Annotated in this window: 23 protein-coding genes and 1 pseudogene; 20 read left to right on the forward strand and 4 right to left on the reverse strand. The window is 28.5% G+C overall.

Annotated elements, in window-relative coordinates; all coding sequences use genetic code 11:
- The first annotated feature begins 2 nt into the window (after positions 1–2).
- The 18 genes and pseudogenes from rbfA (at position 3) to DZ65_RS0105800 (ending at position 14,531) form a co-directional block, all read left to right on the forward strand.
- Entirely contained in the window at positions 3–356 is a 354-nt protein-coding gene (gene rbfA / locus DZ65_RS0105715) for a 30S ribosome-binding factor RbfA (protein WP_024787697.1), read from the forward strand.
- The gene (gene rimP / locus DZ65_RS0105720; protein WP_024787698.1) at positions 349–789 is read left to right on the forward strand and encodes a ribosome maturation factor RimP; all 441 of its coding nucleotides are present in this window, start codon (positions 349–351) and stop codon (positions 787–789) included. The genes rbfA and rimP overlap by 8 nt, the downstream gene beginning before the upstream one ends.
- Complete coding sequence (ribD, locus tag DZ65_RS09990; protein WP_035907725.1) at positions 786–1,748, forward strand: bifunctional diaminohydroxyphosphoribosylaminopyrimidine deaminase/5-amino-6-(5-phosphoribosylamino)uracil reductase RibD; 963 nt, start codon at positions 786–788, stop codon at positions 1,746–1,748. The genes rimP and ribD overlap by 4 nt, the downstream gene beginning before the upstream one ends.
- Positions 1,748–2,767 carry a DNA adenine methylase gene (locus DZ65_RS0105730; RefSeq protein WP_024787700.1) on the forward strand — a complete coding sequence of 340 codons (1,020 nt, stop codon included), beginning with the start codon at positions 1,748–1,750 and terminating at the stop codon, positions 2,765–2,767. The genes ribD and DZ65_RS0105730 overlap by 1 nt, the downstream gene beginning before the upstream one ends.
- Positions 2,764–4,635 carry an AlwI family type II restriction endonuclease gene (locus tag DZ65_RS0105735; RefSeq protein WP_024791336.1) on the forward strand — a complete coding sequence of 624 codons (1,872 nt, stop codon included), beginning with the start codon at positions 2,764–2,766 and terminating at the stop codon, positions 4,633–4,635. The genes DZ65_RS0105730 and DZ65_RS0105735 overlap by 4 nt, the downstream gene beginning before the upstream one ends.
- Positions 4,622–5,458: a site-specific DNA-methyltransferase gene (locus DZ65_RS0105740; protein ID WP_024787703.1), complete on the forward strand. Its 837-nt coding sequence runs from the start codon at positions 4,622–4,624 to the stop codon at positions 5,456–5,458. The genes DZ65_RS0105735 and DZ65_RS0105740 overlap by 14 nt, the downstream gene beginning before the upstream one ends.
- A 17-nt stretch (positions 5,459–5,475) precedes the next feature.
- Positions 5,476–5,595 (forward strand): annotated as a pseudogene (locus DZ65_RS11505) (modification methylase); the annotation flags it as partial.
- Positions 5,596–6,327: a class I SAM-dependent methyltransferase gene (locus DZ65_RS0105750; RefSeq protein ID WP_024787704.1), complete on the forward strand. Its 732-nt coding sequence runs from the start codon at positions 5,596–5,598 to the stop codon at positions 6,325–6,327.
- Positions 6,308–7,126: a DnaJ domain-containing protein gene (locus DZ65_RS0105755; RefSeq protein WP_024787705.1), complete on the forward strand. Its 819-nt coding sequence runs from the start codon at positions 6,308–6,310 to the stop codon at positions 7,124–7,126. The genes DZ65_RS0105750 and DZ65_RS0105755 overlap by 20 nt, the downstream gene beginning before the upstream one ends.
- Positions 7,127–7,157: 31 nt before the next feature.
- The gene (locus tag DZ65_RS0105760) at positions 7,158–7,463 is read left to right on the forward strand and encodes a hypothetical protein (RefSeq protein WP_024790892.1); all 306 of its coding nucleotides are present in this window, start codon (positions 7,158–7,160) and stop codon (positions 7,461–7,463) included.
- Positions 7,451–8,185, forward strand: a complete 735-nt coding sequence (locus DZ65_RS0105765) for a V-type ATPase subunit (RefSeq protein WP_024790893.1) — start codon at positions 7,451–7,453, stop codon at positions 8,183–8,185. The genes DZ65_RS0105760 and DZ65_RS0105765 overlap by 13 nt, the downstream gene beginning before the upstream one ends.
- Positions 8,185–9,900, forward strand: a complete 1,716-nt coding sequence (locus DZ65_RS0105770) for a V-type ATP synthase subunit I (RefSeq protein ID WP_024790894.1) — start codon at positions 8,185–8,187, stop codon at positions 9,898–9,900. Before DZ65_RS0105765 ends, DZ65_RS0105770 begins: the two co-directional genes overlap by 1 nt.
- Positions 9,875–10,153, forward strand: a complete 279-nt coding sequence (locus DZ65_RS0105775) for an ATP synthase subunit C (RefSeq protein WP_024787709.1) — start codon at positions 9,875–9,877, stop codon at positions 10,151–10,153. The genes DZ65_RS0105770 and DZ65_RS0105775 overlap by 26 nt, the downstream gene beginning before the upstream one ends.
- Positions 10,150–10,443 carry a V-type ATP synthase subunit F gene (locus DZ65_RS0105780; RefSeq protein WP_024787710.1) on the forward strand — a complete coding sequence of 98 codons (294 nt, stop codon included), beginning with the start codon at positions 10,150–10,152 and terminating at the stop codon, positions 10,441–10,443. Before DZ65_RS0105775 ends, DZ65_RS0105780 begins: the two co-directional genes overlap by 4 nt.
- The gene (locus tag DZ65_RS0105785) at positions 10,421–10,924 is read left to right on the forward strand and encodes a hypothetical protein (protein ID WP_024787711.1); all 504 of its coding nucleotides are present in this window, start codon (positions 10,421–10,423) and stop codon (positions 10,922–10,924) included. Before DZ65_RS0105780 ends, DZ65_RS0105785 begins: the two co-directional genes overlap by 23 nt.
- A complete protein-coding gene (locus tag DZ65_RS0105790; RefSeq protein ID WP_024787712.1) occupies positions 10,918–12,633 on the forward strand; it encodes a V-type ATP synthase subunit A in 1,716 nt (571 codons plus the stop codon). The genes DZ65_RS0105785 and DZ65_RS0105790 overlap by 7 nt, the downstream gene beginning before the upstream one ends.
- Before the next feature lies 1 nt (position 12,634).
- Positions 12,635–13,960, forward strand: coding sequence for a V-type ATP synthase subunit B (locus DZ65_RS0105795; RefSeq protein ID WP_024787713.1), 1,326 nt, complete (start codon positions 12,635–12,637; stop codon positions 13,958–13,960).
- Entirely contained in the window at positions 13,953–14,531 is a 579-nt protein-coding gene (locus DZ65_RS0105800; RefSeq protein WP_024787714.1) for a V-type ATP synthase subunit D, read from the forward strand. Before DZ65_RS0105795 ends, DZ65_RS0105800 begins: the two co-directional genes overlap by 8 nt.
- Positions 14,532–14,549: 18 nt before the next feature.
- On the opposite strand, the gene radA is transcribed toward DZ65_RS0105800, so the two are convergent.
- From radA to DZ65_RS0105820, 4 genes are read right to left on the reverse strand one after another with little or no spacing between them, the layout of a single operon-like run.
- A complete protein-coding gene (radA, locus tag DZ65_RS0105805) occupies positions 14,550–15,848 on the reverse strand; it encodes a DNA repair protein RadA (protein WP_024787715.1) in 1,299 nt (432 codons plus the stop codon).
- A complete protein-coding gene (locus DZ65_RS0105810) occupies positions 15,835–16,083 on the reverse strand; it encodes a hypothetical protein (protein WP_024787716.1) in 249 nt (82 codons plus the stop codon). The genes radA and DZ65_RS0105810 overlap by 14 nt, the downstream gene beginning before the upstream one ends.
- On the reverse strand, positions 16,076–16,948 hold the full coding sequence (gene ftsY / locus DZ65_RS0105815) for a signal recognition particle-docking protein FtsY (protein WP_024791337.1): 873 nt from the start codon (positions 16,946–16,948) through the stop codon (positions 16,076–16,078). Before ftsY ends, DZ65_RS0105810 begins: the two co-directional genes overlap by 8 nt.
- The gene (locus DZ65_RS0105820) at positions 16,949–17,350 is read right to left on the reverse strand and encodes a hypothetical protein (RefSeq protein WP_024787718.1); all 402 of its coding nucleotides are present in this window, start codon (positions 17,348–17,350) and stop codon (positions 16,949–16,951) included.
- A 40-nt stretch (positions 17,351–17,390) separates the two neighbouring features.
- Here DZ65_RS0105820 and DZ65_RS0105825 point away from each other — a divergent pair, with 40 nt between their 5' ends.
- Entirely contained in the window at positions 17,391–17,984 is a 594-nt protein-coding gene (locus DZ65_RS0105825; protein WP_024791338.1) for a 5-formyltetrahydrofolate cyclo-ligase, read from the forward strand.
- On the forward strand, positions 17,911–19,470 hold the full coding sequence (gene rny / locus DZ65_RS0105830) for a ribonuclease Y (RefSeq protein WP_024787720.1): 1,560 nt from the start codon (positions 17,911–17,913) through the stop codon (positions 19,468–19,470). The genes DZ65_RS0105825 and rny overlap by 74 nt, the downstream gene beginning before the upstream one ends.
- The last annotated feature ends 8 nt before the right edge of the window (positions 19,471–19,478 follow it).

Below are 19,478 nucleotides of genomic sequence, written 5' to 3' on the forward strand. Positions count from 1 at the left end.
TAATGGATAAAAGTATAAAAGTCCAAAGAAAAGAATCCCTGCTTAAAGAAATTATTCCTGAAGTGCTTGCTCAGATGAATGACAGCAGAATCAGAGGCCTTGGGGTTGTTGATGTTGTTTGTTCCCGCGATGGAAGTGATGCAAAAGTTTATTTAGAAAAAAGTTATTTAAATGAAAAAGAACAACGCGAGGCCCTAAAACAGCTTAAACAGGCGAGAGGATATATTCAAAATTACTGCCTAAAATCAACCGGCTGGTTTAAAGTCCCAAATTTAACTTTTACATTTGACGAACTCCTTGAAAAAGAAAACAAAATGGAAGAATTATTTGAAAAAATAAAGGCAAAAGGTGAATAATTTAAAAGAAATTATTGAAAAAACAGTTAAAAATTACGGCTGTGACCTTTATGATGTTGAAATTACAGAAGAGGGCGGACACAAATATTTCAGAATTTATATAACAAAACCGGGCGGCGTTAATTTAAACGACTGCGAAGCCATAAATAATATGCTTTCACCAATTTTTGATGTGGAAGAGCCTATAAAAGAGAGATATTTCTTAGAAGTCAGTTCACCGGGGCTTGAGAGAAAACTTACCAAAAAAGAGCATTTTGAAAAAAGTATAGGAGAAAATGTTAAAGTAACAACAAATGAAGGCAAAAAAATAAAAGGCACATTAAAAAGTTTTGACGGAGATGTTGCAGAAATAGGAAAAGAGAAAGTAAAGTTTGAAGATATAAAAAAAGCAAAAACATATGTTGATTGGAATAATTATAAAGGCTTAAAATAAAAGCCTTAAGTTTAGCCGTTAATGAAGCCTGGAAATACCAGCTTTTAACCTACCCGAATCCGGCTGTTGGATGCGCTGTAATAGTTAAAAATCAAATTTTTACAGATGCCCATAAAAAAGCGGGCGAGCCTCATGCAGAGGTAAACGCTCTTTTTAAGGCCTTTTCTTTTTTTCATAAAACTCCGAAATTAAACTCAGCTAAAGAAATCCATGAATTTTTGATAAAAAACCATAACAATTTTTTTAAAGATGCCGAGATTTACGTCACGCTTGAGCCTTGCTCCCACATAGGAAAAACACCGTCATGTGCAAATTTACTCTCAGTTTTAAAACCAAAAAAAGTAACAATCGGCTGGCTTGATCCAATAATTGAACACAGCGGCGGGGCTGGAATACTTAAAAATGCCGGTATTGAAGTTGAAGTAATTAATGATAAAAGATGTTTTGATTTGATTGAACCTTTTATAAAATGGAATAAAGATAAATTTATATTTTTTAAATTAGCCCAGAGTTTAAACGGGGTAATTACAGGAGGATATATAAGCAGTGAAAGCTCTTTAAAGTGGGTGCATCAGATAAGGGATAAAATTGATTTATTGGTAATAGGCGGGAATACCGTCAGAATTGATAGACCCACACTTGACAGCAGGAGAGTAAAAGGAATTGCTCCGGATGTGCTTATTTATTCAAAACAAAAAGAATTTGATAAAACTATTCCTTTGTTTAATGTAAAAGGACGAAGAGTTTTTATAGAGGATAATTTAAAAAGGCTAAATGATTATAATTTTATAATGGTTGAAGGCGGTGAAAAATTATATAATGAGCTTAAAGATTTTGTAGATTGGAAAGTTTTTATAATAACTCCTAAAATGTTTATGAGAAATAATTTTAAAACAAATGATGAAATTGAGATAATGCATATTGAAAAAAAAGATGATTTTGTTGTATGGGGGAGGTGATGGATTCGTTTAAAATTAATCAAAGAAGATATTTAGGAAATAAAACAAAAGTTTTAGATTTAATAAAAAAAATAGTAGATGAAAATGTAAAAGAATATTATTCTTTTTGCGATATTTTTGCAGGTACTGGAAGCGTTGGGGCTTTTTTTAATGAAGAAAATAAAAAAATAATTGTTAATGATTTTTTATATCATAATTTTATAGCTTTAAAAGCTTTTTTGAGCGATGAAAAATTTGATGAGAAAAAGATATTGGAATTAATAGATGAACTAAATAATCTAAGTGTATTTGAAGAAAATTATTTTTCTATAAATTTTGGAGATAAATATTTTTGTAAAAAAAATGCTATTAAAATAGGGGCTATTAGAAAAAAAATAAATAATTGGTTTTTGGAAAGTAAAATAAATGTGAAGGAGAAAAATATTCTTTTAACTTCTTTAATTTATGCGATTGATAAAATAGCAAATACAGTTGGACATTATGATGCATATATAAAAAAAGTGATAAAAGAAAAAGAATTTGAATTAAAAATGCCTGATATTGATTTGAAAAGAAATAAAAATAATGAGATTTATAATATGGATGCAAATACTTTAATTAGAGAAATTGAGTGTGATATATTATATGTTGATCCTCCTTATAATTCAAGACAATATTCAAATATGTATCATCTTTTAGAAAATTTAGCTTTATGGCAAAAACCGGAAGTTAAAGGAGTTGCAAAAAAATTTGATACTACTCATTTAAAAAGTGGATATAATCAAAAAGAAGCTGTTAAATTTTTTGAGGATTTAATAAAGAATGCTAAAGCTAAATATATTCTTTTTAGTTATAATAATATGGAGGATAAAGGCCATAGTAGAAGTAATGCAAGAATAAGTGATGAGAATATTTTTAGAATGCTAAAACACAAAGGAAAAGTGGAAGTTTTTGAAAAAGAGTATAAAGATTTTAGAAGTGGAAAGAGTGAAAGAAACAATCATAAAGAAAGAGTGTTTTTTGTGAAGGTTATGAAATGAATGAAATAAAGTTTCAAACATATAGTTGGAGTTATGGAACTACTTCTTTTAGAGTAAGTGAATTAAAATATAAAATAGAAAGACAACTTATTAGATTAAAAGAATTAAGAAATATTTATCCTGATAAAAATTGGAAAGATTTACAAGAAATTTATTTTGAAATGTTATTAGAAGAAGGATTAGCAAAAGAAACTTCAAAAAATAAAGCAAAAGATGCAAGACAAAAAACATCTCCATTGGTAGATTTGGGATTAGTTGATAATGAAAGACAATTAACAGAGATAGGAAAAAAACTATATAAAATTAATTATGATAAAAATTATAACTTTAATAATTTATTTTTTTTAAGAAATGATGCATTTTTATATTTTAAACAACTTTTAAAAATAAATTTTAATAAAAATAAAAGAGCATATAAAAATTTCAATATAAATCCTTTTTTGTCATTAATTTATTTACTTATAAAATTTGATTCTATTTCTAAAAAAGTTTTTATGTATGCTCTTAGTTTATGTCAAAATTTTAATGATATTTTAGATTTAGAAAAATTTTTAAAACAGAATAAAAATTTTAATATTTATGAATATTTAGAAAATAAAATAAAAGAAAAAAATAATTATGAAAAGGCATTAAAATTTTTTTTAGAAAATGATAAAAATTTAAAAACTTTTGAAATAGTCTTAATGGATAGAAAAAGTAAAAAAAATTTACAAATTTTTTTAGAACTTTTTAATGAATTGAAAACTTTTAATAATTCAAAAGATAAATTCACAAAATTAAAAGAGATAGTTAATAAATTTGATTCTTCAAAACTTAAACCAGAATTTAGAAAAAGACTTTGTTTAAATAGTTTTGAAAAATTTAAAAAATTAAAATTAGACAATTTGAAAGATGAAGAATTATTTTATTTTTTTCACACTTCAAAATGGAAAGTTAATTTAGAAGATTATTATGATTTAAATAAAAGATTTATTGAATTAAGTGAAGTAATTATTTTTGATAATGAAAATATTTATTTAGATGAGTTAGTAAAATTATATTTTGAGGATGAATTAAATAATGAAAAAGATTATAATAAATTATTATCAGGTGTATTAAAGTTTGATGAAAACTATTTTTTCAATAAAATAAAAGATAAATATAAAATTGCTAAAGATGAAAATTTAAGGCAGTATATCAAAAATATTAAGTTACAAAATAAAAAAAGAATATTTGATAAGTTAGTTAATAAATATTTTTCTAATGATAATTTGATAACATTATTTGAAAAAATAAAAAAAAGAGAAGATAAGTATATAAGTTCGTATGTGGATTGGGATGCAAATATTCCAACTATTTTTGAATATTTAATAGGGATAGTTTTTTATAAAATAAGTAAAACTATCGATTTAGATTTTTTGAATATGAGTTTGAATGCTTCTATGTTACCTATTAGATTTGCAAGTGGAAATAAAGCTGATATAGTATTTAACTTTGATGAAATGGATATGATTATTGAAGTTACTTTGACAACCGATGAGAATCAAAGGCGAATGGAACTTGAACCTGTTATTAGACATATTGGAAGACATAATTTTCAAAAAAAAGCATTTGGTGTTTTTATAGCTCCTTATTTAGACCCTAATGTTTTAGTCATTTTTAGAGCATATAAAAATTTAAATTTTTATGATATAAAGGATTATAGTAAAGTTATAAAGGGACTTGAAATTTTGCCATTAAGTATAGATGAAATAATTTATATTTTAAAGCAAAATATAGATTTGAACGATTTTTTAGATATTAAAAATAGTTGTATTTCTGATAAAGAAAATGATGGAGTTAAATGGTATAAAAGTGTGGTAAAAGGAAAATTTAATGCAAATCAATAAAATATATAATGATGATTGTCTTAATGTTTTAAACGATAAAAATAAAATAGAAGATAATTCTATTCAATTAATTTTTGCAGACCCTCCATATAATCTTAGTGGTAATGGATTAAAACTGGTGGGTAATAAAACAGGCGGGGATTACTTTATGGTAAATGAAGAGTGGGATAAAATGAGTTTTGAAGAGTATAAAGACTTTACAAATAAGTGGATAAAAGCTTGTAAGAGAATATTAAAAGAAAATGGAAGTATTTTTATTTGTTGTAGTTATCACAATATTGGTGAATGCACTATGGGGCTTAAAGAAAATGGATTTAAGATAAATAATATAATTACTTGGCAAAAAACTAATGCAATGCCAAATTTGACAAGAAGAGTTTTAACTCATTCAACTGAATTTATTATTTGGGCTGTTAAAGGTAAAAATTGGATTTTTAATTATGAAATTTTAAAAGAATTAAATCCGGAAAGAACAAAGGATGGTAGGAAAAAGCAGCTTAGAGATGTTTGGCAGATACCTTTATGTCAGGGGAAAGAGAGATTAAAAGATGAAAATGGTAAAGCTCTTCATCCTACTCAAAAACCGGAAGAGTTATTAAAAAGAATAATTTTAGGTTTTTCAAATGAAGGTGATATTGTGTTTGATCCATTTGCTGGAAGTGGAACAACACCATATGTTGCAAAAAAATATAATAGAAAATTCATTGCTATTGAAAAAGAAAAAAAATATTATAAGGCTATTTTAAAAAGATTAGGGGAGTTTTATATAGATAATATTACTGATAAAAGAAAAGAAAAAACTCTTTTTGATTTTGTAAATTAATGAAAGAGAAAGAAATTATGTCTAAATATGGAAAATACGAATTAGTAAAAAAAGAGTATCAAAGATTTAAAGCTGATAGTAACAGAAACCATAAAGCTGATAAAACTTATGAATATTTGCACATTTTAAGGAAATAGATGGATGTAAAAATATACGACAAACTTGCCCGCCGTTATGATTTGGCTACAAAAATAGTCAGTTTCGGGATAGAAGAAATCTGGAGATGTATGTTTATCAGAAAAATAAAAAAATTTATAAAAAACGGGGTGATGATTGACGCGGCAAGTGCTACGGGCGAAATGGCAAAAACAGGTTTTGATAAGATTTATTTTATAGAACCAAGCTCTGAAATGGTAAAAATAATGGTGGAAAAATTTAAGAGTGCCGGATTTGAGGAAGAAAAATTTGAAGTACAGTTCCAGGAAAGACAGTATATTAAGTTAAAAAAAGATAAAAAAGAATATATAATTATTCAAGATACGGCTGAGAATTTTAAGATTGATGAAAAAGCGGATTTGATTACTTCTTTTATGGGACTTAGGAATTTTGATAATTTACAAAAAGGAATGAATAATTTAACGGCTCATTTAAAAGATGGGGGATATTTTGCAATTGTGGAAATGGTAAAAAACGATTCATTGATAGCTAAATTAATTATGTGGTACATGAATAAAATAGTGCCTTTAATTGCCGGGATACTGCTTGGAATGAAAGAGGAATATAAGTTGCTGGGGAAAAGTATAAATTCATTGAATGAAGAGGATATTTTAAAAAATTTAAAAGGTTATGAAATAGTAATGAAAGAAAAACTTATCTTTCCCGTTGCGACATTAATAATAGCAAAGAAAAATGGACGACAGGATATTTGAAATAAAAATTGCTGACAATATTGAAGTTGTTATAGATTCAAGATTTAAGATAAAGGGTTTTATAGAATTCATCAGACTTTCTTTCAATAAACTTGAAATAAAAGAGAATGTTTATAAAATTTATTTTGACAAAAATAATATTGAAAAACACAAATTGTTGATAAACGCCATTGGCAATATGTATAAAAAGAGAAAAGATTTTAATAAAGCCACATATAAAAAACTTATTTTAAATTTTAAAAAAGACTGTATTGTAAAAATAAAAAAATATCAGGTTTTATTTGATGAAAAAGCAGTTTATATTACTGTTAGAAAAATTTCTTCCAAAGAGTTTGAAATTCTTTTTGCAAATCCGAAAGAAAAAGTTTTTAATTATATAAAAGGGATTTTTCTATTTGATATTTTGGATTTTAGCAAAGATAAAATTATCGTTTCGCTGAACGGGGAGAGTAAAAGATTGGTAAGTGCCCTTATTTCAAAGTATTCCGTTATGGGATATAAGGTTGAATTTAGGGTAAAAAAAGAGGAATTTGAAAGCACTGAGAGTTTTAACGTCGAAGGTTCGTTAAAAGAATATTTAACTAAAATAAAAAATGCATTGGAATTATTCGGTGTCGATAATATTTATGAATGGAATAAAATAAAAAAAGAATACAGACGTCTTGCAAAAAAATATCATCCCGATTTACACAGGACTAAACCAGAGCTTATTAGAAAAATATATGATAAAAAATTCAGAAGGGTAAAAGAGAGTTATGAGCTTTTGGAAGAATATTATAATAACAGAGCAAGCCGTTAAATTTTCGATATAATAAAAAAAAGGTATTTTTATGGATATTGAAGATATTTTAAAATTAGACCAAAAAGCTTTTGAGATAATTGCTTCAGCAAACAGTGAAATTTCTGATATGTATGAAGTGTGGGAAGAAGAAAAAAGGGAAATTCTTAAATCTTTTCAGGTAGACATTAAAAAATATGAAAATATTTTACAAAAACAGATGAAAAAAGAAATAGAAAATTATAAAAAAGAAATAATTAAAAAATATGAAGAAAAATTAAATTTTTTAAATTTTGATGAAAAGAAACAGATTAATAAAATTTTTGAAAGCATAAAAGAAGAATTATGTCCGCATTAAAATATGCATATATAAATGCTTTGGTAAGAAGTCTTAAAACAAAAGAAATTTCAAAAGAAAAACTTTTTGAGTGTAATAATCTCTCTGATTTATATTCATTGCTTCAAACAACTGTTTATAAAAATTTTTTAATTTCTCCAAAAAATGATGATTTATTGATTTCATTAAAAAATTATTATCTAAATTTATTTTTTAAAATAACAAAAAATCTAAATAAAAATGAAAAACATTTATTTACTCTCTTTTTTTTTGAAAAAAATCCAAATATTGATGATTTAAAAAAAGCTGTTTTTAAAATTTCAAAAAATGACAAAAAAGATATAGAAAAAATAATAAAAAATTATGTTGATGTCCTTAATCTAATTACCATTTTAAAATATAAAATAATATATTCTCTTAAAATAGAAAAATTTTTCGCATATCTTATTCCATACGGAAACAAATCATTATCGGAACTTAAAGAAATAGCGTCATCAGAAAATTTATATGATTTTTCAAGTAAGCTGGGATTAAATGTAAATGATTATTCTCTGGTTAAAAAAGCACTTTTTGATAATTATTATGATTTTTTAAGACAAGTGTGGTATGGATATCCTTTTAAGCTTTCAGTGCCTTTTGTGTTCTTGCAGATTAAACAAAAAGAAATTAAAAATATTTCTTCTTTTGTCATAGGATTGAAATATTCCCTAGACAAGCAAGAAATAAAAAAAATGGTTGTGTAATGCTTTTTCCTGAAACAATGTATAAGGTAACCTTTAAAGTTCCTGAAGATAAGATAGATGATTTTTTGGATTTTTTAATTAAAAAAAAGATTTTACATATAAAAAAAGAAGAAAATAGACTTTTCAAAGAAGAGTTTTATAAAGTAAAAAATTTACTTGCAATTGCAAAAAAATATATTTCAATTTCTCAAGTTCCTCCTGTTAATGCAAAAAAAGAAAATTTTACGCTTGATGAAATTGAAAAATATTTAATGGGTATTTCTGAAAAATTTGAAAAATATATCAATTTAAAAAAAGAAATTTTAAGAAAAGAAGAAAACTTAAATAAATTAAACACTTTTTTAAATATTGTAAAAACAGGTAAAGAATTTCTGAATTCTTTGAAATTTTTAACTTTTGAATGTGCAAATATACCTGTTGAACATTTTGAAAAAATAAAGTTTTTAATGTTGAATTACAATATTCTTTCTGTTTATGAAATAAAAAACAATAATGTATATACTGTTTTTATCTCACCACCTAAAAGGCATAATAAAATTTTTGAAATTTTAAAAGAATTTTCAATCATTACGATAAATAAAGATTTATTTTTATTAAAAAAAGAAGATATCGCAAAAGAAAAAAAGGTATTAACAGCCCTTGAAGAAGATATTAAAAAAGAAAAAGAAAAACTTATAAAAGTCTATTCCCATTTAAAATATTTGTATCAGATTTATGATGTAAAAAGTTTTTTACAGCAAAAGGACGGTTTTTATATTTTAGAGGGCTGGATTCCAAAAAGCAGATTTGAAAAACTTCCTTTTTTAATTTCAAAAAAAACAGATTATACTGACGCGCCTACTCTTTTGAATACTCCTAAAATTTTTAAACCGTTTGAACTTTTGGTAAAAAATTATTCCCTTCCGAAACCTTATGAAATAAATCCGACAGTTGCATTTGCCATTGTGTTTTTGTTTTTGTTCGGTTTAATGTTCGGGGATATGGGACAGGGGTTGATTTTGGCAATTTTAGGATATGTTTTGTCTAAAAAATCATTATTTGGCAATATTCTTTTTTTAAGCGGAATTTCATCAATGATTTTCGGTGTTATATACGGGCATTGTTTCGGATTTGAAATTTTTCATACCTTTTCCCCTTTGGAAAATATAAATTCTTTGATTGTTATCAGTATTGTAGCAGGTGTTTTTATTATTAGTTTCGGTTTTTTTATTTTTATGTTTACTAATTATAAAAAAAATAATTTAAAAAAATTAATTTGGGGTGAAAACGGAATAGTAAGCTTTATGATTTATATGTTGTTAATCTGGATAGGTGTAAAAACATTTGTTTTTAATGTTTCCATAAAAATAGATTTGGCTATGCTTTTTGTTTTAGCGGCTGTATTTTTGGGACATTTGATTTATGAGAGTAAAAAAACCTCCGAATCATTTTTTGAAGTATTGATTGCTTTTTTGGAAAACATCACAAATACTATTTCTTTTGTAAGAGCAGGTGCTTTTGCCCTGGCTCACGCTGCTTTGTTTATGGCTATTTTCAGTATTGCCAGAATGTTAAATGAGAGCGGATATTGGATTGTTGTTTTTTTTGGCAATATTTTTATTATAATACTGGAAGGGGTTGTTGTTTTTATTCAGACATTAAGACTTGAGTATTATGAATTTTTTAAAAGATTTTATGAAGGAGGAGGATATGAATACAAACCGTTTGGGAGTTAAAGTTATTTTGTTTTTGTTGCCTGTTTTAATGTTTGCAGATGATAATGCATATGCATATATTGCCGCTGCCCTTTCAGTGGGACTTTCAAGTATTGCAGCAGGTATTGCTGTAGGGCTTGTGGGTGCGGCTGCTATGGGGACAATAGGTGAAAAACCTGAAATTTCAACTAAAGCTCTTATATTTTTAGGTTTGGCTGAAGGTATAGCAATATACGGTCTTATTGTTTCAATTATGATTTTAGGGAAAATATGAAAATAGTTTTTTTAGGAATAAAAGAAGAGTGTATCGGTTTTTCTCTGTGTGGGATAGGCACGCTGGAAGTCGGCGATTTTAAAAAAGATTTCAAAGAAGTAATTAAAGATAAAGATGTGGGTTTAATTATTATTGCAGACAGGTATTATGAAATTTTTAAAGAAAATTTTTCCCATTTTATCAAAAAAAAAGCCGTGCCTTCTATTGTGTTTGTCCCTTCTTTTGAAAAAACATATTTAAACGAAAATATAAAAAGGTATCTTTCAAATGTTCTTGGAATCAGACTTTAAGTTTTTAGAAGAAGAAACTTTAAAAGAAGCCATTGAAGAGAGAAACAAAAAGATAAATGAGGCTAAAATAAAAATCAAAAAAGAAAAAGAAGAATATTTAAAGCAGCTTGATATTTCAACAGAAAGAAAATTATTAAAAGAAAAATATGAAAAGCTTATAAAAATAAAAAAACTTCAAATTACCAAGCATTATATTGATTTATATAATAATTTTTTTAAGAAAAAATATGATGTTATGAAAAGTTTGATTATGGAAAAAATTGAAAAAGAAAAAGATTATCTAATAAACTGTTTTATTAAAAAACTCGAAAAAGAATATTTTGAAGGCGAACTGTTTATTCCCGAGGATGTAAACATTACTTCAAAGTTTACAATAAAAAAGCATAAATTAAAAACGGTTATTTTTAAATATAAAAGAAAAAACATTGTTTTGGATTTTAATGAAATTATAGAAAACAAATTAAAGAGTTTAAAATGGTAGAAATCACTTCAGTAAACGGGCCTATTGTAAATGCAAGATATAAAAATGAAAATCCTTTAATGAACGAGTGTGTTTATGTAGGGGAGAATGAATTAATAGGTGAAATTATAAGGGTTACAAAAAATGAAATTACAATCCAGGTATATGAGGATACAACATCTCTTAAACTTAAAGAAAATGTAAAACTGACTTCTTCTCTTTTAAGTGCATATTTAGCCCCCGGAATTTTGGGAAGCGTTTATGACGGAATTCAAAGGAATTTGTTTAATTTAGAAGAAAGAATTGTAAAAGGGGCAAAATCTTTTCCTTTGGATATGGAAAAGAAATATTATTTCAAACCTTCTGTAAAAAACGGGGAATATATAAAAAGAGGGCAGATTTTAGGATTGGTGGAGGATAATAATTTTGTATATAAAATTTTAAGTGAATTTGAAGGAATAATAGAGGGTTTAAAAGAAGGGGAGTTTAATATAAAAGAAACAATTGCAATAGTTGGGGAAAACAGTGTTCAAATGCTTACAAAAAGACCCCTAAGGATTACAAATAAAATAAAAAGGGTGCCGTTAGACGAGCCGTTAATTACAGGACAGAGAATTATAGATTTTATGTTTCCTATAAGTAAAGGCGGGAGTGCTTCAATTCCTGGGGGGTTTGGAACAGGAAAAACCGTTTTGCAGCAAACACTGGCAAAATATTGTAATGCGGATGTGATAATTTATATCGGGTGCGGTGAGAGAGGCAATGAAATGACCGAAATTTTAGAAGAATTTCCCAAATTAATTGATCCTAGAACCAAACAGCCTTTAATGAACAGAACTGTTTTAATAGCCAATACGTCAGATATGCCCGTTTCCGCAAGAGAATCATCCATATATCTTGGCATTACCATAGGTGAATATTTTAGGGATATGGGATATAGTGTGGCTTTAATGGCAGATTCTACTTCAAGATGGGCTGAAGCTATGAGAGAACTTTCCAGCAGAATGGGTGAGCTTCCGATGGAAGAGGGTTATCCTGCAGATGTTTCGTCAAAAATCGCTTCTATTTATGAAAGGGCCGGAAAAATTGAAACGGTAAATAAAGAGGCCGGTTCTTTAAGCATAATAGGTGCGGTTTCTCCTGCAGGAGGGGATTTTTCAGAACCGATTACTATACATACCAAAAGATTTACAAGCGTTTTCTGGGCTCTTGATAAGACACTTGCAAATGCAAGATTTTATCCTGCAATCAATTACTTGAACAGTTATTCCAACTATATTGAAAATTTAAAACAGTGGTGGGGAAAAATAGGAAATTGGAGTGAAATCAGACAGGAGTTTAACAATATTCTTTCAAAAGACGAGCAGCTTCAAAAAATTGTTAAACTTTTAGGGATTCAGGCTTTACCTGAAGAAGAAAAGTTAACCGTTTATATTGCGGAAATTATAAAAGAGGCTTTTTTACAGCAAAATGCCTTTGATGAGGTGGATGCGTTCTGTTCAGCTGAAAAACAGATGGAAATTGCAAAAACCATTTTGTTAATTTATAATATTTTCAAGCAGGGGATGGTTCAGAAAATTCCTGTAGAAATATTAAAAAATCAAAAAATAATAAACGAATTTATACAGAGTAAATATTTTATAAAAAATGATGAATATGAAAAATATAAAGATTTAAGGGATAAAATAAAGCAGTATTATGAAGATTTTATAAAAAATTACGGAGAATAACATGAGAATTGAATATGAGGGTGCGCTTGAAATAAAAGGAAATCTGCTTTTCTTTGAAACAGTAGAAAATGTGGGGTTAAACGAAGAAGTTGCTATCCGTTCAAATGAAAAGATTTTAAAGGGAATTGTCTCTTCTATAAATGAACAAATTACCGTTATAGAAATATTAGGTGAAGTTTATGAACTTGATTTACAAAATATAAAGGTTGAATTCAAATACAAACCTGTACAAATACCTCTTAGTGAAGAGATGAGCGGAAAAGTGTTAAATTCTTTTGGAGAAATTTTAGATAAGAGTATAGTAAACGTAGAAAAATATCAAAATATCAATGTAGGGGCATATAATCCTGCAAAAAGACTTTATCCCAAGGACATTGTAAAAACAGGGTTTAGCTCAATTGATGCATTAAATACCCTTATAAAAGGGCAAAAACTTCCAATTTTTGCATTAAGCGGCCTTCCCAACGATGAATTTGTCGCTAAACTGGCCACCCAGATAGAAATTGAAAATTCTGTTGTAATTCTTGGGGCAATAGGACTGAGGCATGAAAGAGCCGAATTTTTAATTGACAATATTGTAAAAAATAATCAAAATGTAACGGTGTTTTTGAATCTTGCCAACGAACCTGCCGTAAATTCACTTGTATTGCCAAGAAGTGCGCTGACATTTGCAGAATATATGGCTTTTGAAAAAGGTAAAAATGTAATAGTGATTCTTTATGATATGACAAATTATGCAAATGCTTTAAGGGAAATTTCAGCTAAAAAAGAAGAAATTCCGGGTAAAAAAGGATATCCAGGTTATATGTACAGTGATTTGGCGAGTATTTATGAAAGGGCCGGTATTTTAAAAGGAAAAGAAGGTTCTATTACGCAAATTCCAATACTGACACTTCCCGATGATGACATAACGCATCCGATTCCTGATTTGACAGGTTATATTACTGAAGGTCAAATAACGATGGATAGAAATTTATACAAAAAAGGTATTTTTCCACCCGTAAATGTTTTAACCTCTCTTTCAAGACTTATGAATTCAGCAATAGATAAAACACATAAACGGTTTGCTTCACAGCTTTATTCTTCATATGCCAAAGCAAAAAAAATAGAAATGTTTGCCTCAATTATAGGAGAAGAGGAGTTAAGCGAAACAGAAAAAAAATATCTTCTTTTTTCAAAAAAATTTGAAAAAGAATTTATAAATCAGGATATTGGCAGAACTTTTGAAGAAACATTTAACAAAGGCTGGGAATTATTAAAAATACTTCCTGAAAGTGAACTTATACGTCTTACTGACGAAGAGATTAAAAAGTATATAAATGGTTAAGAATAAAACCACCTTATTGGAATTAAAAACCGAACTTGAAATAATAAAAGAAGGAGAAAATGTACTTGAACAAAAAAGAGACGCACTTATTAAAGAAATAATGAAAATAGTTGATATTGTTGATACAAGAAGAAAAAAACTTAACGAGCATATGAGGAGCTGTTATAATGTTTTGATAAAAGCTTTTATGGAAAACAGTGGAAAAATTGAAAAAGAAGGCTTTGTTAAAACTGAATTAAAAGTAGTTGAAAAAACATTTTTAGGTCTTGTTGTACCAAAAATTGATTTTAAAATATCATCAAAACCTAATATAAAAATAGATTCGAATATTTTCACAGATTTAGCAAGGGAAAATTTTTTTGAAGCATTAAAAATGATTTTAGAACTCAGCGAAATGGAGATTAAAATATGGAAACTTTCAGAAGAACTTAAAAAAACAATGATTAGAGTAAATGCCCTTAAATTTTATTATACACCAAAATATGAAAAAGAAATAAAAGAAATTAAAAATCATTTAGAAGAAAATGAAAGAGAATTTATTAGTATTATTAAAAAATTAAAAAATTATTAATTTAATTTTCAATTGCTATTACATCCATTCAATCAGTTTTTCTACTTCTTTTACTTCATAGCATTTTAGGGGTTTTTCAATAGGTAAAGTTGGCACAATGGCTTTTTTAAATCCTAAATTTGCTGCTTCTTTTACCCTTATGTCAAGCCCGGGGATTTCCCTTATGTCTCCGACCAGGCTTACCTCCCCGATAAAAACTGTTTCTTTGCTGATGGGTCTGTTTCTGAATGAACTTACTATTGCGGCAATAACGGCTAAATCCGCTGCCGTTTCGTTTATTTTTATTCCACCTGTTACATTTACGAAAACATCGTATTGATTAAAAGGGAGATTTAGTTTTTTTTCAAGCAAAGCCAAAATCATATTGAGTCTAGCGAGGTCAAATCCGGTAGCGCTTCTTTTGGGTATGCCGTAGCTTTCACTGACCAGTGCCTGAACTTCGAGAACTATTGGACGAGTCCCTTCAAGTATTACTGTAATTGCACTTCCGGGAAGCGCTTTTTTTGAAAAGAAGCTTCTGTTTTTTGCACTGACTAATCCCTGTTTTGTCATTTCAAAAATACCTATTTCGCTGGTTGAACCGAATCTGTTTTTAAATGCCCTGAGAATCCTAAGTTCCCGGCTTGCATCCCCTTCAAAATATAAAACCGTGTCTACCATATGCTCAAGCACCCTTGGCCCGGCAATTGAGCCTTCTTTTGTGATGTGGCCTATTATAAAAACAGGGATTTTAGTCTCTTTTGCCACCCTCATAAGCTCAAATGTAGCTTCCCTGACCTGCGAAACACTTCCGGGGGCTGATGAAAGGTTTTCTGAATAGATTGTCTGAATGGAATCTATTATTACCAAATCATAATTTTTTATTTCTTCAAGTATGTTTTCAATTACAATTTCGGGCATAATAAAAAGATTTTTGTTCTTAATGCCGAGCCTTTCAGCCCTCAGTTTTATCTGCCCTGGGCTTTCTTCCCCTGCCACATATAAAACTTTTTTATTAAGTTTTCCCGCAAGTTTTAGCATTAATGTTGATTTTCCGACTCCCGGACTTCCGCCTATTAATACTAAACTGCCCGGCACTATGCCGCCGCCCAATACCAAATCGAGCTCACTGTCTAAAGATGAAAAACGTTCAATTTCCTCTTTTTCAATATTTTCGAATTTTATAATTTTTGAAGGTTTTGAAGATGTTTTGCTTTTTTTTGTTTCACTCACTTCAACAAAGCTGTCCCACGCTCCGCAGGCGGGGCATTTTCCCATCCATTTTGCGCTTTTGTAACCGCACTCGGTGCATTCGTAAGCCGTTTTATTTTTTGCCATTGAATTCTTCTATCGTTTTATTGTATTTATTTATCTGCATCATTTTTGCCTCAACCATCAAATCTAAAATTCTCCAGGAGATTATGGCCATTACAAGTAATATAATATATATTGCCACAATCCATTTATGTTTTTTTAAATCAATTTCATCGTCTTCTTTAAATCTTTTTATTGCAAGGCCTGTAAAAAAAACTATTATAATAATGCTTCCAAAATAAAAAACTATGTTATTCACTGTAAATGCCCTCTAACATTCCTTCTATAAATTCATTTTTATCAAATTCAATTAAATCTTCTTTTTTTTCTCCGACCCCTACAAAATATATAGGGATTTTAAGTTCATTTACTATGCTGAATAAACTTCCGCCTTTGGCTGTTCCGTCCAGTTTTGTGACAATTATTCCGTCGATTCCCACAACTTCGTTAAATATTTTCGCCTGGTTTATTGCACTGCTTCCCTGTGTTGCGTCAATTACCAAAAATTTTTTTTGAGGTGCGTTAGGATATGCTTTTTTTGCGACATTTACTATTTTTTTAAGTTCATTTTGAAGATTTTTTTTGTTATGAAGCCTTCCCGCAGTATCAATAAGTGCTATATCAAATCCTTTTGCTTTAGCCGAGCTTATAGTGTCGTAAGTCACCGCCGCCGGGTCATGCCCCTGACGGGTTTTTATAATAGGAACATCTAAAATTTCAGCCCAGCGGCTAAGCTGTTCGATTGCAGCGGCTCTGAAAGTGTCCGCAGCCCCCAGGATTACAGAATAACCGTCATTTTTGAATTTGTATGCTAATTTGGCAATTGTTGTTGTTTTTCCAGCCCCGTTTACCCCGATAATTAAAAACACATACGGTTTATCGTTTATTTCAATTTTGTTTTCAGGCAGATTAAAAATTTTATCCAATTCTTTTTTAAGTCTTTCTCTGCTTACCTCATTTGGAAGTTTATTTAGAAGTTTTTCTACCAAATCATAATCTATGTCCGCTTCAATTAAAGCTTCTTCAAGCAAATCTTTTGGAATTTTTTCTTTTTTTTCCGCTCCTACAATCTGTTTAATTGCTTCTTTTGTTTTATTTAAACTTTTTTTTAAAATTTTGAACATTTAAAATCCTTTTAATATTTCAACAGGTGTGAAATTTTCTAATTTTACGGTTTTGTTTTTATCTAAAATAACAGTGGTAGGATAGATTTTTATTTTAAAATAATCCTGTAAAAATTTATTGTCTGTTTTTATATATTTGATTTTCAGGTAATTTAAGACATCTTCTTGCATTTTTGAATAATTTGATTTATTATAAAAAAGAAGATAAGTTTTTTTATTGGGATAAATTAATTTTTTATTTTTGAATGTTAAATTTATATCATTTAACCTAATAACTGTAATGTTTGATTCCAGGGTTTTTTTAGTGATTTTTGTTTTAGATTTTTGCAAATTATTGCTATTTTTTGTATGATAATTATTGCAGCCTAAAAATATAAGAATTATTAAAAAAAAATATTTCAAACCAATCCTTTTTATGTAATTTTATCAAAAAGGTATAAAAATGAAAAACAAGTTTAGAAAAAAATGTTTGGATAAAAAAATTTATAACAGATATTTGCTTTCAAAGAAAATATCAAAAGAAATATATAATTTGGCGAAAAATTATAAAAATATACTTTTTTTTATCCCTTTGAAAAATGAGCCTGATATAAAAGGGGTGATTAACGCTTTAAGAAAGGAAAAAAAGAATATTTTCGTCCCGTTTATGCAAGATTTAAGCTTTAAGATGGTAAAATATCAATTGCCGATAAAAAAGAAAAAATTCTCAATTTTCGAGCCTGTAAACAAACAAAAAACTTTACAAAAAATAGATCTTGCAATAGTGCCTGTTGTGGGAATAACACAAAATTTTCAAAGAATAGGGTTTGGCAGGGGAATGTATGACAGATTTTTCGCCAATCTCAAATATAAGCCAAAAATTGTTTTCTTGCAGTTAACGCCTTGTGCCACAAAATTAAATGTGGCAGATAAGTTTGATATTAAGGCGGATGAATATATAAGTTTTAATATAAGGAGAAAAAATGAACGTTTTAATAATTTTAGCCGTTTCGATATTATCCGCTCTGGCGGGATACTTTATAGCCAGAAAAATTGATGTGGCAAAATATGATATTTATCTTTCAGAAGCCAAAGCCAAAGCAAAAGCTATTGAACATGAAGCTGAAATTTTGCTTGAAAATACAAAATCAAAATCAAAAGAAATAGAACTTGAAGCTAAAAATTCTTTGGAAAAACAAAAAATCGAGCTTCAAAAAGAGTATGAAAACAAATTAAATGAAATTTTGAAAAAAGAAGAAGAAATTGAAGAATTGGTTGAGCAGCAAATGCAGGATGCACAAAAACTTGAACGGGAAAAGAATTTATTTGAAAAAGAAAAAAAAGTTATTGAAAAATTAAAAAACACTTTTAACCAAAAAATAAAAATACTTCAGGAAAAACTTGAAAATGCGGCAGGTCTTACAAAAGATGAAGCAAAAGAAATTTTATTAAATTCCTTAAAAGAGGATTTAAAAGATGATGTGGCGCATCTTACCAGAAAAATTATCAAAGAAGCTGAAAATAACGCAAAAAAAGAAGCGCAGTTTATAATAGCACAGGCAACTACGAGATATGCAGGAGATTTTGCAGGTGAGAGGCTTATAAATGTTGTTCCAATAGGAGATGATGAAATGAAAGGCAGAATTATAGGAAAAGAGGGTAAAAACATAAAAACACTTGAAATGGTGACAGGCTGCGATATTATAATAGACGATACCCCGGAAGCCATAACTGTCAGCAGTTTCAATATTTACAGACGTCAAATTGCAGTTGAAACCATAAAAAGGTTGGTGGAAGACGGAAGAATCCAGCCTGCCAGAATCGAAGAGATTTATAAAAAAGTTACAGATGAATTTGAAGAAAAAGTTTTAAAAGAGGGTGAAGATATAATAATAGATTTAGGACTTACAAGTGCCAAAATACATCCCGAAATTGTCAAATTAATAGGAAGGCTTAAATACCGTGCAAGTTACGGACAAAATGCACTTGCGCACTCTTTGGAAGTTGCACATTTGGCAGGCATTATGGCTGCTGAAATGGGAGGAGACGAACTTTTGGCAAAAAGGGCAGGTCTTTTACATGATATAGGTAAAGCTCTGACTCATGATTTTGGAGGAGACCATGTAACGTTAGGGTATGATTTATGTAAAAGATATAAAGAACCGGAAGTTGTGCTTAATGCAATAAAAGCACATCACGGACATGAAGAAGCTAAAAGTATTGAAGCTGCGGCTGTCTGTGCGGCAGATGCCCTTTCTGCCGCAAGGCCGGGAGCAAGAAGAGAAGTTCTTGAAGCATTCTTAAAAAGGGTTGAATCGATAGAAAATATCGCCACTTCTTATCCTGAGGTATTAAATGCTTATGCTCTTAATGCGGGAAGAGAAGTTAGGGTAATAGTTGAAGCCGATTTGGTAAATGATGATGAGGCGGTTCTTTTAAGCAGAGAAATTGCAAAAAGAATTGAAAATGAGGTTAGTTTTCCGGGTGAAATTAAAGTAACCGTTATCAGGGAAAAAAGGGCCATATCTTTTGCGGCGGCATAAAATAGTGA

The organism is Lebetimonas sp. JS032, assembly GCF_000523315.1.
Classification (GTDB): domain Bacteria; phylum Campylobacterota; class Campylobacteria; order Campylobacterales; family Nautiliaceae; genus Lebetimonas.

What these genes read in the sequence shown, in the direction of transcription:
- rbfA (WP_024787697.1), top strand. Translation starts at nt 3, where the DNA reads ATGGATAAAAGTATAAAAGTCCAAAGAAAAGAATCCCTGCTTAAAGAA.
- DZ65_RS0105730 (WP_024787700.1), top strand. Translation starts at nt 1,748, where the DNA reads ATGGATTCGTTTAAAATTAATCAAAGAAGATATTTAGGAAATAAAACA.
- DZ65_RS0105735 (WP_024791336.1), top strand. Translation starts at nt 2,764, where the DNA reads ATGAATGAAATAAAGTTTCAAACATATAGTTGGAGTTATGGAACTACT.
- DZ65_RS0105740 (WP_024787703.1), top strand. Translation starts at nt 4,622, where the DNA reads ATGCAAATCAATAAAATATATAATGATGATTGTCTTAATGTTTTAAAC.
- DZ65_RS0105750 (WP_024787704.1), top strand. Translation starts at nt 5,596, where the DNA reads ATGGATGTAAAAATATACGACAAACTTGCCCGCCGTTATGATTTGGCT.
- DZ65_RS0105755 (WP_024787705.1), top strand. Translation starts at nt 6,308, where the DNA reads ATGGACGACAGGATATTTGAAATAAAAATTGCTGACAATATTGAAGTT.
- DZ65_RS0105760 (WP_024790892.1), top strand. Translation starts at nt 7,158, where the DNA reads ATGGATATTGAAGATATTTTAAAATTAGACCAAAAAGCTTTTGAGATA.
- DZ65_RS0105765 (WP_024790893.1), top strand. Translation starts at nt 7,451, where the DNA reads ATGTCCGCATTAAAATATGCATATATAAATGCTTTGGTAAGAAGTCTT.
- DZ65_RS0105770 (WP_024790894.1), top strand. Translation starts at nt 8,185, where the DNA reads ATGCTTTTTCCTGAAACAATGTATAAGGTAACCTTTAAAGTTCCTGAA.
- DZ65_RS0105775 (WP_024787709.1), top strand. Translation starts at nt 9,875, where the DNA reads ATGAATACAAACCGTTTGGGAGTTAAAGTTATTTTGTTTTTGTTGCCT.
- DZ65_RS0105780 (WP_024787710.1), top strand. Translation starts at nt 10,150, where the DNA reads ATGAAAATAGTTTTTTTAGGAATAAAAGAAGAGTGTATCGGTTTTTCT.
- DZ65_RS0105785 (WP_024787711.1), top strand. Translation starts at nt 10,421, where the DNA reads ATGTTCTTGGAATCAGACTTTAAGTTTTTAGAAGAAGAAACTTTAAAA.
- DZ65_RS0105790 (WP_024787712.1), top strand. Translation starts at nt 10,918, where the DNA reads ATGGTAGAAATCACTTCAGTAAACGGGCCTATTGTAAATGCAAGATAT.
- DZ65_RS0105795 (WP_024787713.1), top strand. Translation starts at nt 12,635, where the DNA reads ATGAGAATTGAATATGAGGGTGCGCTTGAAATAAAAGGAAATCTGCTT.
- DZ65_RS0105800 (WP_024787714.1), top strand. Translation starts at nt 13,953, where the DNA reads ATGGTTAAGAATAAAACCACCTTATTGGAATTAAAAACCGAACTTGAA.
- radA (WP_024787715.1), bottom strand. Translation starts at nt 15,848, where the DNA reads ATGGCAAAAAATAAAACGGCTTACGAATGCACCGAGTGCGGTTACAAA.
- ftsY (WP_024791337.1), bottom strand. Translation starts at nt 16,948, where the DNA reads ATGTTCAAAATTTTAAAAAAAAGTTTAAATAAAACAAAAGAAGCAATT.
- DZ65_RS0105825 (WP_024791338.1), top strand. Translation starts at nt 17,391, where the DNA reads ATGAAAAACAAGTTTAGAAAAAAATGTTTGGATAAAAAAATTTATAAC.
- rny (WP_024787720.1), top strand. Translation starts at nt 17,911, where the DNA reads ATGAACGTTTTAATAATTTTAGCCGTTTCGATATTATCCGCTCTGGCG.